12 protein-coding genes are annotated in these 13,006 nt (G+C 67.6%); 6 read left to right on the forward strand and 6 right to left on the reverse strand.

Features of this window, described 5'->3' with window-relative positions; genetic code table 11:
• Positions 1–436 precede the first annotated feature (436 nt).
• Both AC3AP7_RS29095 and AC3AP7_RS29100 read right to left on the reverse strand, forming a co-directional pair.
• Positions 437–2,374, reverse strand: a complete 1,938-nt coding sequence (locus AC3AP7_RS29095; protein WP_487363752.1) for an amylo-alpha-1,6-glucosidase — start codon at positions 2,372–2,374, stop codon at positions 437–439.
• Between the two features lie 44 nt (positions 2,375–2,418).
• Entirely contained in the window at positions 2,419–3,534 is a 1,116-nt protein-coding gene (locus AC3AP7_RS29100) for a succinylglutamate desuccinylase/aspartoacylase family protein (protein ID WP_487363753.1), read from the reverse strand.
• Positions 3,535–3,658: 124 nt separating this feature from the next.
• On the opposite strand from AC3AP7_RS29100, the gene AC3AP7_RS29105 reads away from it, so the two are divergent.
• From AC3AP7_RS29105 to AC3AP7_RS29120, 4 genes are read left to right on the forward strand one after another with little or no spacing between them, the layout of a single operon-like run.
• Positions 3,659–4,408, forward strand: a complete 750-nt coding sequence (locus AC3AP7_RS29105) for a DUF3348 domain-containing protein (RefSeq protein ID WP_487363754.1) — start codon at positions 3,659–3,661, stop codon at positions 4,406–4,408.
• A 25-nt stretch (positions 4,409–4,433) separates the two neighbouring features.
• On the forward strand, positions 4,434–6,551 hold the full coding sequence (locus AC3AP7_RS29110; RefSeq protein WP_487363755.1) for a DUF802 domain-containing protein: 2,118 nt from the start codon (positions 4,434–4,436) through the stop codon (positions 6,549–6,551).
• Complete coding sequence (locus tag AC3AP7_RS29115; protein ID WP_487363756.1) at positions 6,548–7,195, forward strand: OmpA family protein; 648 nt, start codon at positions 6,548–6,550, stop codon at positions 7,193–7,195. Before AC3AP7_RS29110 ends, AC3AP7_RS29115 begins: the two co-directional genes overlap by 4 nt.
• Complete coding sequence (locus AC3AP7_RS29120; protein ID WP_487363757.1) at positions 7,188–7,934, forward strand: DUF2894 domain-containing protein; 747 nt, start codon at positions 7,188–7,190, stop codon at positions 7,932–7,934. Before AC3AP7_RS29115 ends, AC3AP7_RS29120 begins: the two co-directional genes overlap by 8 nt.
• 105 nt (positions 7,935–8,039) lie before the next feature.
• Here the strand turns inward: AC3AP7_RS29120 and AC3AP7_RS29125 are convergent, their stop codons facing one another.
• From AC3AP7_RS29125 to AC3AP7_RS29140, 4 genes are all read right to left on the reverse strand, one after another.
• Positions 8,040–8,321, reverse strand: a complete 282-nt coding sequence (locus AC3AP7_RS29125) for a helix-turn-helix transcriptional regulator (protein ID WP_487363758.1) — start codon at positions 8,319–8,321, stop codon at positions 8,040–8,042.
• Positions 8,318–8,545, reverse strand: coding sequence for a helix-turn-helix transcriptional regulator (locus AC3AP7_RS29130; protein ID WP_487363759.1), 228 nt, complete (start codon positions 8,543–8,545; stop codon positions 8,318–8,320). The genes AC3AP7_RS29125 and AC3AP7_RS29130 overlap by 4 nt, the downstream gene beginning before the upstream one ends.
• Before the next feature lie 29 nt (positions 8,546–8,574).
• Positions 8,575–9,150 (reverse strand): recombinase family protein, encoded by a 576-nt coding sequence (locus tag AC3AP7_RS29135; protein ID WP_487365052.1) that lies wholly within the window; start codon positions 9,148–9,150, stop codon positions 8,575–8,577.
• Positions 9,151–9,329: 179 nt separating this feature from the next.
• A protein-coding gene (locus AC3AP7_RS29140; protein ID WP_475764380.1) for an IS3 family transposase occupies positions 9,330–10,510 on the reverse strand; the annotation gives its coding sequence in 2 pieces (ribosomal slippage) (positions 9,330–10,258 and positions 10,258–10,510; 1,182 coding nt in all).
• Between AC3AP7_RS29140 and AC3AP7_RS29145 the strand changes: the two genes are divergently transcribed.
• Both AC3AP7_RS29145 and AC3AP7_RS29150 read left to right on the forward strand, forming a co-directional pair.
• Entirely contained in the window at positions 10,503–11,570 is a 1,068-nt protein-coding gene (locus AC3AP7_RS29145) for an esterase/lipase family protein (RefSeq protein ID WP_487363760.1), read from the forward strand. The two genes, AC3AP7_RS29140 and AC3AP7_RS29145, sit on opposite strands and share 8 nt — an antisense overlap.
• A 98-nt stretch (positions 11,571–11,668) precedes the next feature.
• Positions 11,669–12,652 (forward strand): T6SS immunity protein Tli4 family protein, encoded by a 984-nt coding sequence (locus AC3AP7_RS29150; protein ID WP_487363761.1) that lies wholly within the window; start codon positions 11,669–11,671, stop codon positions 12,650–12,652.
• Positions 12,653–13,006: the final 354 nt, after the last annotated feature.

Here is a 13,006-nt window from a genome sequence, read left to right on the forward strand (position 1 = left end):
CCTGCCGCAGGGATGCGGCTGCGGTGCTGCGGTGCTGCGGTGCTGCGGTGCTGCGGTGCTGCGGTGCTGCGGTGCTGCGGTCTTGCGGTCTTGCGGTCTTGCGGTCTTGCGGTCTTGCGGTCTTGCGGTCTTGCGGTCCTGCGGTCTTGCGGTCCTGCGGTCCTGCGGTCCTGCGGTCCTGCGGTCCTGCGGTCCTGCGGTCCTGCGGTCCTGCGGTCTTGCGGTCCTGCGGTCCTGCGGTCCTGCGGTCCTGCTGTCCTGCTGTCCTGCTGTCCTGCTGTCCTGCTGTCCTGCTGTCCTGCTGTCCTGCTGTCCTGCTGTCCTGCTGTCCTGCTGTCCTGCGGTGCCGCGGTGCTGTCGCAGCGCGCGCGTCCTGCAACGCGCCGCGGCTCCGCCGCCGCTCGCGGCACCCCGCCGCAGCGCCCGCGCGGCCGCCTCAGCCCTGCGCGAGCAGCCGCTTGACCCGCAGCAGCTCGCCGAGCGACCACGCCTGAAACGGCGCACCGCCGGGCGTATGCGGCGCGTCGCCGTCGGCGACTTCGCTCACGTGATCCAGTCCGGCATGATCCAGATGCGCGACGAGCGGTTCGAGAAAACGCCGGCGCGCCTCGGCGCGCGCGCCCGGTTCCGCGCGATGCACGCGCAGCCATGCCTCGACGAACGGCCCGATCAGCCAGGGCCAGACAGTGCCCTGGTGATAGGCCGCATCGCGCTCGCGCGGGCCGCCCGCGTAACGGCCGCGATACGCGGGGTCCGACGGCGCGAGCGAGCGCAGCCCGAGCGGCGTGAGCAGATGCGTCTCGACCTGGTCGAGCACCGCGCGCGCCGCCGCGCCGTCGAGCAGCGCGAACGGCAGGCCGCCGACCGCGAGGATCTGGTTTGGCCGGATCGCGCGGTCGAAGGTGCCGGCCACGTGATCGACGTCGACGTTGTCGAACAGCGCGCCGCTCGCGGGATCGACGAACCGTGCGGCCAAGGCCTGTGCCGCGCGCGCGGCAGCCGGCGCCCAGCGCGCATTCCACGCGCTCGCGATCCGCAGCGCGTTGATCCACAGCGCCTGCACCTCGACCGGCTTGCCGATGCGCGGCGTGACGACCCAGTCGCCGACCTTCGCGTCCATCCACGTCAGTTGCACGCCGGGTGCGCCCGCGCGCAGCAGACCGTCGCCGTCGGCGCGGATGCCGTAGCGCGTGCCCTGCGTATAGCCGGCGAGAATCGCGTCGACGGTCTGCTGCAGCCGCGCGCGCGTTGCGTCGCTCGCGTGGTCGGCAGCCAGATAGTCGTGCACCGCCACCGCGAACCACAGCGACGCGTCGACCGCGTTGTATTCGGGCGCGTCGCCGTCGTCGGGAAAGCGGTTCGGCAGCATCCCTTCGGACAGCGCGCGGCTCCAGCGCAGCAGGATCGCCTCGGCGGCGTCACGCCGGCCGCACGCGAGCAGCAGCCCGCGCATCGCGATGAACGTATCGCGCCCCCAGTCGGTGAACCACGGAAAGCCCGCGATCAGCGTGGGACCCGCGCCGCGCGTCGCGAGGTAGGCGTCCGCGGACCGGTGCAGGCGCGACGCGAACGCGCCGCGGCGCGCGAATTCGGCGTCGGCGAGCGCGGCGGCGCGCGCGTCGGCCGGCTCCGCATCGTGCTGTGCGCCGCTGCGCAGAATCAGCCATGCTTCGCGCTGCGCGAGGTCGAATACGAACACACCCGGGGTCGCGAGGTCTTCGCTGAAGTCGAGACCGCGCTCGCGCTCGCGCGCATAGCAGAACTGCCGGTACCAGTCGGGCGCGTGATCGTAGCGGCCGTTGGCGGACGCGTGAATCGCCGGCACCGCGCGATACGGCTGCCAGCTGACCTGGCGCGGATCGGCGCACACGTCCGCGCGAAAATCGAACGCGCCGTTCTCGTGATGCAGCGCATGATAATCACGGCCCGACAGTAGCGGCCGCACGTTCAGCGTGCAGGCGCCCGGCGGCTCGCCGCCTTCGACGCGCCAGCCCAGCACGGTCTCGCCGCTCGCCTTCGCGACGAACACCTCGGCGCGCAGCACCGTATCGGCGGCGATGCGGTAACGCCAGGTCGGCCACGGCGTCGTGTCGAAGCTCAGCAGGCCCGCGCGGATGTCCGGGTAGACGACATCGGGCACGTAGCGCTGCATCGTCAGCGGGATGCGCGCGCCCGCGCATTCGAGCCACGCTTCGACGCCGTTCACGAGCACGACGCGGCGGCCCGCCGCGTCCACCGAGGCCAGCAGCAGCGCGTGATAACGGCGGGTGCGTTCGGTGCCGGCCGTGCCGGACGCAAAGCCGCCCCGGCCGTCCGTTTCGAGCCATTCGTCGTCGAAGCGGGTGGGATCGAGCAAGGTTTCGATGCGGGTCATCGCGGCGGATCGGTCTCGGTGGGGTCGGGGCGGCGCGCGCGTGCTCAGGCGCTCAGCAGCACGCCGGTGTGCTGCGCGCGCGTGCCGCTCACGCGTCCGAGCGGCGCGCCCGCGCTCACGAAGCAGATCGCGCGGCGCATGTAGAAGATGCCGTCTGTCCCGCTGCAAATCGTCGTGGTCTCGTCCGTCAGCGGATCGACGATGTCGAACAGCGGGTCCCCCGCGCGGATCGCAGCGCCGAGGCTCGCGCGATGCACGAGAATCCCGCTCACCGGCGCGAAGAAATGCTCGCTGCCCGCGAGCGGCGTCGCGGGCGCCAGCAGCGCGGGCAGCGGCCGTGGCGTGCCGCGAATCGCGTCACGCGTGATCAGGTAGTCGATCAGCGCATCGGCATCCTGCTGCGCGAGCGCGTACGACACGTCGCGCTGGCCACGGCATTCGACGGTCACCGCAATCGTCCCCTCGCCGAGCGGCTGGTGCGCGGGCAGGTTGTGCCGCAGCGTCCACCACAGCAGGCTGTGCGCTTCGTCGAACGAGGCGCCGCCCGAATCCGTCGCGAGCAGCGAGGCGTGCGCGCCGAGATAGCGGGCCAGCGGCTCGAACGCGGGCCATGCGGCTTCGCTCGTGTACAGGTGCATCGTCGCTTCGAGCGAACAGTGCAGGTCGATCACGACATCCGCGTCGTACGATGCCTGCAGCAGCGCGAGTTGCAGCGATTCGAACTCGCTGTGCGGCGTCTGCCGCGCGAGCAGATCGCGCACCAGCGCGCGAACGATGCGGCGGTTCTCGAGCGGATCGGCGCCGAGACGCGCGCGGGCAGCATCGAGCACCGGGGCGAACGGCAGGAAATGCCGGTTGAAATTCTTGCCGCTCGCCAGCTCGAAACGCCCGATGAACTGCCCGAGCACGTTCTGGCCGAGGCTGACCGGATTGGCGACCGGTACCAGCACGATGGCCGCGGCGAGCGCGCCCTGCGCCTCCAGTTCGAGCAGACGGCGGCGCAGCAGCACGGCGGTGAGCATCGCGGGGGTTTCGTCCGCGTGCAGCGATGCCTGGATGTAGATCTTTTGCGCACTGTCCTGCGGGCCGAAATGGTAGCTCACCAGTTCGCGCTGCGTGCCGATGACCGGAGACACCAGCGGCGTGACGTGTTTTTTCATGACCGGGCCGTGTAGAAAGCGGTGGGACGAATTCGTGCATTATCGCGCGCGCCCCGCCGGCTGTGCGTTTCGCCGCGCGCGACGCGCGGCCGTGTAAACTGCTGCCTTTTTCGACTCTTGTGGTATGGTGCAAGCCCCTTCGCGAACGGCGCCCTGCGCGCCGGCGCTGATTCGCCTGCTCGCCCGCGTGGCCGGCACCGACGTCGCAGAGCCGGCGCAATCGCTGTCGGACCGCCTGAGCGGCTGGTTCGGATGGACCGACGCCCTTGCGCTGTCGGCGGCGCTCAACGGCGCACCGCCCGGCGGACAGTGCGGCGGCGCGCTCGACCATGACGACGCCCGCGAGTGCGCGCGCGTGCGCGCGGCGCTTGCCGCAGCGATAGCAGGCGAGCGCCGCGACGCCGGCCGCCATGCGCGCGACATACGCGACATGCGTCACGCGCGCGCTGCACGCGACACCCGCGGCGCAGCGCTGCCGGATGACGGCGAAGCCGACTATGCGCTGTTTCGCCAGCACTACCTCGCGATGCAGCAGGCCATGGAAACGCAGATCGCCGCGCTGCGCAGCCGTCTGCGCGCGGTGCTTGCCGCGCGCGACTCCGGCCTCGCGCGGCTCGCGCTGCTGGACGCCGCGCTCGAACGCACGCTCGGCGAGCGCGAGCGCAGCCTGCTCGCCGGTGTGCCGGCGCTGCTCGCGGCGCACTTCGAACACTTGCGCGAGACCGGCCGGCAACCGGCCGGCGACGCCGCGCCACCGCTGGCCGCCGCATGGCTGGACGTGTTTCGCCAGGATATGCAGAGCGTTTTGCTCGCCGAACTGGAGGTTCGGTTTCAACCGGTCGAAGGGCTGCTTGCCGCACTTCGCACCCGCTAACCAGAACGTTATGCCCGGACTTCGCATGCTTCGTCTCGACCGCTTCGTGTTTCTCGTGTTTCTCGTGTTTTTCGTGTTTCTCGCCGGCCTAGCGGCCGTCTGCTGGGTCGCCGCCGGCTACGCGGTCGCGAACCCGGCCGCCAGCGCCGTCACGCTGCTGATCGGCGCCTGCTACGTCGCGGGCGCGCTCGAACTGTGGCGCTACCGCGCGGCGAACGCCGCGCTCGTGCACGCGCTCGCCACGCTCCCCGCCGCGCCCGCGCAGCTGGACGACTGGCTCGGGCGACTGCCGGCGAGCCTGCGCGGCGCGGTCCGCCTGCGCATCGAGGAAGGCCGCGCCGCACTGCCCGCGCCCGCGCTCACGCCCTATCTGGTGGGCCTGCTGGTGCTGCTCGGGATGCTCGGCACGCTGCTCGGCATGGTCGTCACGCTGCGCGGCACGGGCGCGGCGCTCGCGAGCGCGGCCGATCTCGATGCGATCCGCAGCGCGCTCGCGGCGCCGGTCCGGGGTCTCGGGTTCGCGTTCGGCACGTCGATTGCGGGCGTATCGACCTCGGCGGCGCTCGGGCTGATGTCCGCGTTGTGCGGGCGCGCACGGATCGAGGCCACGCGGCAACTCGACACGGCGCGCGCGACCGCGCTCAGGCGCTACTCGCGCGCGCAGCGCCAGGACGATCACTTCGCGCTGATGCAGCAGCAAAGCGCGCTGATGCCCACGCTGATCGACGGTTTGCAGACGCTGATGCAGACCATCGCGCAGCGCAGCGACGCATCGCACGCGCAGCAGATCGCGAGCCAGCAAACGTTCATCGACAGCACGCGCACCGCGTATGCGCAACTCGCGGCATCGCTCGGCCAGACGCTGCAAGACAGCGCCGCAGCCAGCGCGCGCGCGGCGGGCGCCGCGCTGACCCCGCTCGTCGAAACGACGATGGCGCATCTCGAACGCCAGACCGCCGCGCTGCACGACAGCGTATCGCACGCGGTGCAGCGGCAACTGGACAGCCTCGCGAGCGGATTCGACGCGAGCACCGCGAAACTGGCCGGCATCTGGCACGACGCGCAGCAGGCGCAGCAGCGCGTCGACGAAGCGCGCGCGCAGCATCTGCACGGCACGCTCGAACAGTTCAGCACGCGCTTCGACGAGCGCTCGGGCGAATGGCTCGCACGCGTCGCGACGCGCCTCGATAGCGCGACCGGGCACGTCGCGCAAGCGTGGCGCGACGCGCTCGCCGCGCAGGAAAGCGCGCACGCCGCGCTGTCCGGTCGCCACGAGCGCGCCTTGAACAGCGCGGCGGCAACCTTCGCGCAGCACGCCGATGCGCTGGTGCACACGCTCGACGACGCCCATGCGCGCCTGCGCGCGGAACTCGCCGCGCGCGACGACGAGCGGCTCGCCGCGTGGCACGGCGCGCTCGATGCGATCGCTGCGGCGCTGCGCGAGCAATGGGAAGCCGTGGGCGTGCAAACGGCGCGGCGCCAGCAGGACATCTGCGACGCGCTCGCGCGCACCGCGCAGGACATCGGCGTCCACACGCAGGCGCAGGCGCGCGACACGATCGCCGAGATCGAACGGCTCGTGCACGCCGCAGCGCAGGCCCCGCAGGCCGCGGCCGAGGCCATCGGCGAGCTGCGCGCCAGGCTGTCGGACAGCATGGCGCGCGACGCCGCGATGCTCGAAGAGCGCAGCCGTCTGCTGCAGAACGTCGAGACGCTGCTCGGCGCGCTCAATCATGCGTCGACCGAGCAGCGCACCGCGATCGACGCACTCGTCACGACGTCGGCCGATCTGCTGTCGCGGGCCGGCAGCCAGTTCAGCGCGCAGCTCGAACGCGAAGCCGACCGTCTCGCCTCCGTATCGGCCCAGGTCGCGAGCGGCGCGGCCGAGGTGGCAAGCCTCGGCGACACGTTCGGCGCGGCGGTGCAGCGGTTCGGCGCGTCGAACGATGCGCTCGTGGCGCAGCTGCAGCACATCGAGGCGGCACTCGACAAGTCCGCCGCGCGCGGCGACGAGCAGCTCGCGTACTACGTCGCGCAGGCCCGCGACGTGGTCGACCTGAGCCTGCGCGCGCAGCAGCAGATCATCGAGGAACTGCAACAGCTTGCCGAGACGCGCACCATCGACGGAGCACAGCCCGCATGAGCGACGAAATCGACACCGGCGTCGAGCCGGGCACGCCGGTCTGGGCGGCCTTCGGCGACCTGATGTCGGTGCTGCTGGGCGTGTTCGTGCTGATGCTTGTCGGCGTGATCGGCGCGCAGCTTGCGCTGTCGGCGCGGCTCGATCACGCGCTTGCCGCGCAGCGTCAGGAAGCGCAACGGCGCGCGGCGCTCGAACACGCGCTCGCCGCGCCGCTCGCGGCGGGACGCGTGACGCTCGTCGACGGGCGCATCGGCATCAGCGGCAACGTGCTGTTCGCGCCGAACTCGGACCAGTTGCAGCCGGCCGGGCGCGCGCTGCTGCAGAGCCTCGCGGGCCCGCTGTCGGTCTATCTGAAGTCGCGCGACGAAATGCTGATGGTCAGCGGCTTCGCCGACGACCGGCAGGTGCGCGCCGGCAACCACGGCTTCGCGGACAACTGGGAACTGTCGGCCGAACGCGCGCTGACCGTGACACGTGCGTTCATCGACGAAGGCATCCCGGCTTCGTCGGTGTTCGCCGCGGCGTTCGGCTCCGAACAGCCGGTCAGCTCGAACGCCGACGACGCGGGCCGCGCGCGCAACCGGCGCGTCGAGATCGCGGCGGTGCCGAAGCGCACACCCGTCACCGGCGCGCACCGTGACTGAGGCCGCTTCGTCCGCCCGGGCGCAACTCGAACGCTGGCGCGCAAGCGGCGCCGACCGGGCCGATCCGCTGCGCTTCGGCTTCATCGACGCGCTGGAGCGGCGCGCCGCCGCGCATCGTGGCGAAGCGCGCGCGCTGCTCGACACGCGCATCGCCGCGCTGATGCAAGACTACGCGCGCATGCTGGACGCTCTGCCGGCGCGCGATGCTGCGGTGCCGGCGCACGACGCTGCGGTGCCGGCGCACGACGCTGCGGTGCCCGCACACGACGCCGTGGTGCCCGCACGCGACGCCGCGATGCCGGCGCACGACGCCGGGATGCCGGCGCACGCGGCCACGCACGTCGTCGCGCCGCACGATTCGCTGCATGCGCTGCACACGCTGCTCGACCGCCTCGCCGCCGCCCGCGGGCAGGACCGCGACGCCGGCTCGACGGAGCCGCCGCTGCTCGACTACTTCCGCGAAGTCTGGTCGAGCGTGAGTGCACGCACGCAACTGCGCGACGCGCTCGACCAGGTGCCAAGCCAGGCCGGCCCGCTCAATTCGAGCAGCCTCGTGCATCGTTCGCTGACGCTGATGCGCGCGATGTCGCCGGGCTATCTGAAGCAGTTTCTTGCATACGTGGATGCGCTGTCATGGCTGGAAGCGCTCGATGCGCGGACCGGCGCGCGCAGCGCGGGCAAGGACGCATCGCGCAGCGCGGGCGTGCCGCGCGCGGGGGGGCGCGGGAAGGGGCGTTAGCGCAGAGCGGCACGCCGAATCGGGCGGTAGGCGCGGTGCGAATGGAGCAAGGGCGGACGCATTCGGTGATTGCGCGGCGCCGTACCGCGCGCATCCCGCGGACGTTTACGGCCGGTACCGATGCGGTGCAACGCCCGCGACTCGCTTGAATATGCTGGAAAACGCGGTCGAACTGCCATAGCCCAGGTCATAGGCGACGCGCGTGACCGATTCACCCTGCGCAAACCGTGCGATGGCGGCAAGCACGCACGCCTGCTCGCGCCACGAGACGAAACTCGTCCCCAATTGCTCGCGAAACAGCCGGGTGAAGGTGCGGCGACTCAGCCCGACATGCGCCGCCGCCGCGTCGAGGGTCAGCGCCGCCGACGGGGCGGCGAACCCGGTCACGAAAACGCCGCCTGATACCTCCTTGGCGTCACGCCAGTCTGCTGCTTGAAAACGCACGTGAAATGGGACTGGTCAAAGAAGCCCGTGAGCGTGCTCACCTCGGCAATAGGCCGGCCTTCGCGCAGCAGCGGCACCGCATGGCGCACGCGCTCCTGCTGCTGGAACGCGTGCGGACAGAGCCCCGCCTCGCGCACAAACGCACGCAGCAGCACGAACGGCGTCACCGCAAATCAGGGAGTCGGGCGGAATCGACTTACGCCGCCCGCTGGGCATTGCGTTCCGCCTCGGTCAGATAGCTATAGAGCGTGGACTTGCCAATGCCCATGAGCCGGCAGATCTCCGCAACGGTGTGCCGTCGCTCGTGATAAAGCTGAAGGGCCAGGCGCTCCCGCTCCGGATCGAGCCGCTTCTTGCGCCCACCCTTGCTCCCGCGGGCGCGGGCGGCCGACAGGCCGGCCTGGGTACGCTCGCGGATCAGGTTGCGTTCGAACTCAGCCAGCGCGCCAAACAGATGAAACACGAGGCCGCCGCCGATCGACGCCGTATCGATGCTTTCCTGAAGGCTGCGCAGGCCGACGCCGGCGGTATCCAGCCGTTCAACCAGATAGATGAGATCCTTCAGCAGGCGCCCCAGCCGATCCAGGCGCCAGATCACCACGGTATCACCCGGTCGCAACATGGCGAGCAATGCGGTCAGACCGGTGCGCTCGGCCTTTGCCCCGCTCGCGGTGTCCTCGAAGACACGTTCGCAGCCGACCTTCGTGAGCGCGTCACGTTGCAGGTCGAGATGCTGGTCGTCGGTCGAAACCCGTGCGTAGCCAATCAATATACGAATTCCAGTTTTGAGATAAAAATTTACTATAGTCGGACATTGAAAGAAGGACGCCGATTCCGGACGTTTTTTATGCGGCTTCGCGACCTGACGGGCGTCAGGACCGTCAGCGTCCATCAAACCATCGTTTGCTGGACTGAGGTTCCCTCGGTTTTTCGCCTTCCAGAGGCCCCGGGTTATGCAGCCGTTTCCTTTGTTCGCTGAGCCGCAAGCCAGTTTTGCATGAACTGGGTTGGCGACACGAAGCCGAGTGATGAATGACGACGACTGCGGTTATAAAACACTTCAATGTATTCGAACAAGTCCGCCACGGCTTCGCGATGCGTGCGATACCTCGTGCCGTGTACCCGCTCGTTCTTCAGGCTGTTGAAGAAGCTTTCTGTCGGCGCGTTATCCCAGCAACTGCCTTTGCGGCTCATCGAGCAGCGCATGCCGTACGAGTTCAGCTTGCGCTGGAATTCTTGACTCGCGTATTGACTGCCTCTGTCCGAGTGATGCAGCACGCCGGGCGCGGGCCGGCGGCGGAACCATGCCATCGTCAGTGCATCGGTCACAAGGTCCGCCGTCATGCGCGGCTTGACGGACCAGCCCACGACTTCCCGGTTGAACAGGTCCAGCGTGACGGCCAAATACAGCCAGCCTTCGTCCGTCCAGATGTACGTGATGTCCGACGTGAACACCTGATTGGGCTCGGCCGGCGTGAAGTTGCGGTTCAACACGTTCGGCGCGACCGGCAGTTTGTGTCGAGAATCGGTTGTCACCCGATAACGGCGCTTGTGGCGGGCTCGAATACCGTTGTTGCTCATCAGCCGCTCCACCCGTGCTTTGCTGGCTGGAAAGCCGCGAGCGCGAACCTCCTCAGTCATGCGCGGCGAGCCGTAGGCGCCCTTGTACTGAGCGTGAATCGTCCGAATCAACGTGAGCAACTGCGCATCGGTCAGCCGCTGACGCTCGGGCGTGCCGCCGCGCTTCCAGGCGCGATAGCCGTTCACGCTGACATCAAGGACCTCGCACAACGCCGACAGCGGATAGTGCCGGCACTGCGTGTCAATCCAGGCGTACTTCACAGGAGGTCCTTCGCGAAGAACGCCGCCGCTTTTTTTGCGATTTCCAGCTCCATCTGCAAGCGCTTGTTCTCCGCTCGAAGGCGCGAGAGCTCCATCTGTTCTGCCGTGACGACCTTCGCCCCGGCGCCGTTCAGCTTGCCGGCTTCGGACGCCTTGAGCCAGTTGCGCAGCGTCTGCGTCGACATACCCAATTCGCGGGCCACGGCGCTCACGCCTTGCCCGTCCTTGACTCGTTGCACGGCAGCTTCCTTGAACTCTGCCGTGTACACCTGGTGCGGTACCTTGAACATTTCTTCTTTCCTTCCTTTGGGTCGAGTTTATACACGACCTGCTGGAAGGCGAAAATTCAGGGGAAGCTCAGCCCGCCTGGCGACTCGGATCGATGAAATCACTGCCTGGTACCGCAAGCAGTTCAACTACCGCTGCGACAGGGTCATCCTGGTCACCCACTCGATGGGCGGGCTGGTAGCCCGCTACTACTCGGAAGTCATGGGGCTGCGCGACAAGGTATTGGGCATCGTGCACGGCGTGATGCCCGCCACGGGTGCAGCGGCGACCTACAAACGGATGAAGACCGGGACCGAAGGCGTAGCCGGGCTGGCGCTGGGGCCGACCGCCGCAGCCATGACCGCCGTGGTTGGCAGTGCGCCTGGGCCCCTGCAGTTATTGCCGGGCCGCGATTACGGCATGGGCTGGCTGCGGATCCGGGATGGTGAGCGGTTCGTCACGCTGCCTCAGCCCGATAAGGACAATAAAGTCGATCCGTACAGCCAAATCTATACCGTGCGCGGTACATGGTGGGGGCTCTGCGATGACAACCTGCTCAATCCGCTCGATCCAGCCAAGAAAACCATCGATCAGGATTGGAAGACGTTTGCGGACTTAATACTAGACGACGTTCAGCCATTCCACGACGATATCAGTGGCAAGTATCACGCCAACACCTATGCCTTTTACGGTGACGATGAAAAGCACAAGGCATACGGCAACGTTACGTGGATGCAGCAGACGCCACCGCTGCTGCGCGGTGGCGTTCCGTCGATGACCGACCTGCTTGGAACACGCGGCAGCGATGACCCTGCGACCGGCGGTCAACTGGTCAAGACGATGCTCGATGGAAAAGCCTCGTTCGCCAGGTTCGTCCTGCGTGATGCCGACGAACATGGCGATGGTACGGTGCCGGTGCGTTCGGGCCGTGCGCCTGCCCACCGGGTCCGAGCCTGTGCAGCCTTCGCTGGCGTTGATCACGAAGGGGCCTACAAGCTGGATGCGACCCGACGCTTCACGCTTCACGCCATTACACGCATCGCGCAAAGCGTGAAGGGCACCGCGCTGGACTACAAGGCATGAGGAAAACGCGTGCAACACTCGCTGTTGCCTGCCTGATATTTACCGTTGCCGCGTGCGATCACAAGGCGGCACCGCTGAGCCAACAGGAAAAGCTAACCGTGACTGAACTGACTGCGAATCTCAAAACGCGGTGTGTGGGCCGCTATCTGATCGACATGCCGGGGGAAGCCGAGGAATCCGGCTACGCGAAGATACAGGGCGTCAGCATCGAGGCAAAGGCGATGACGGAAAATGCGTGGCGGCAGGAAATTGCGCAGCGCGAGGTAGTGTTGAAAGCAACGAAGAGCCGGGATGCGTATCCGTTCCTGTATGAGGCAGGCAAGGCGCGCGGAGAAAACACCTACTACTTTATCCATCGCGGCACTATCTACGAAGCCCCGAACAGGCGATATATAGAGGGCTACAAGTGGGATCGGGGTTATCGCTTCCTGCTGAAGGTAAAAACCTACGACTACACCAATCCAGACAGGAGTAGTGATCCCATCGTCAAGCAGTTCGACGTGAAGAACGAAGTTCCCGAGAAAACAGCGGTGATGTTCAGCCTGCTGGAAAAGCTGCGTGGACGCTCCCCGGACGACATTCCGACTGAGCCGGGCGTGTGCTTTGCAGGGGGATTTCTGCCAGCGCCAGCGGGAAGCAACGAAGAGGTGAATGCCGGGTTCTTCAGCCCAACTCACATGCGAGACGTAATCTGGAACATGTTCACCTCGCCTGATTTCCTTGACGACACGACCGTAGCGCAGCACGCCGACAGTGCCGAAGCGCGCGCGGCACTCAAGGCCATGAGGGGTAAGGACGTCCGCAAAGGGGCCCTGGAATTGTCGGGCCTTAAGGCTACAGAATGGTTATACGAAAGCCTGAAACCGGGGGATGGACGTGGCGACACCTTCTCGATTGCCGTCAACGAAACCACGAGCAGACCTGCCTCGCCATACTTCTCGATGGGGTTGAGCACCGGCGGTCAGTACGAGGTTCAGGGGCAGTTTGTAAAATTTGACCCACCCTCCCTCACCACCGGCGAAGCCGTTGCGCTATGGGACGCCGTATCGCGAACGCTGAGGCTCAGACCCGGCGCATTGTGATTCAGCGCTTTTTCAGTTGCAGATAATCCGGGTTCGCGCGCGCCGTCAGTTGCAGTTAATGCTGGCCGAAAATTCCGTCGATTGCAGGTCCGGCCAGCTTTGATTGCAGGTCGTTACAGGTAGGGACTAGCAAGGGCTTTCTCCTGACGAAGCAATCGCAGAAAATGCTAGCCGCACGCCTGCCGGAAGTATTGGACGATTTTGCAGCGGCTGCCGGCCCAGCGCCGGCGGTGCGGTGCGTTGCGGCACCGCACGGGTGACGCGCCGGACCTGCCGGAAACCGTCCCTCAAAAAACGCTAAAATTCCACTTGCACATATCTGACTTTGCAGATATTGTTCTGTCCGTCAACTTG

It is taken from the genome of Paraburkholderia sp. PAMB 6770 (genome assembly GCF_057748135.1).

Excerpts from the sequence above, each read along its gene's own strand:
- AC3AP7_RS29095 (WP_487363752.1), bottom strand. The coding sequence starts at position 2,374 with ATGACCCGCATCGAAACCTTGCTCGATCCCACCCGCTTCGACGACGAA.
- AC3AP7_RS29100 (WP_487363753.1), bottom strand. The coding sequence starts at position 3,534 with ATGAAAAAACACGTCACGCCGCTGGTGTCTCCGGTCATCGGCACGCAG.
- AC3AP7_RS29115 (WP_487363756.1), top strand. The coding sequence starts at position 6,548 with ATGAGCGACGAAATCGACACCGGCGTCGAGCCGGGCACGCCGGTCTGG.
- AC3AP7_RS29105 (WP_487363754.1), top strand. The coding sequence starts at position 3,659 with ATGGTGCAAGCCCCTTCGCGAACGGCGCCCTGCGCGCCGGCGCTGATT.
- AC3AP7_RS29110 (WP_487363755.1), top strand. The coding sequence starts at position 4,434 with ATGCTTCGTCTCGACCGCTTCGTGTTTCTCGTGTTTCTCGTGTTTTTC.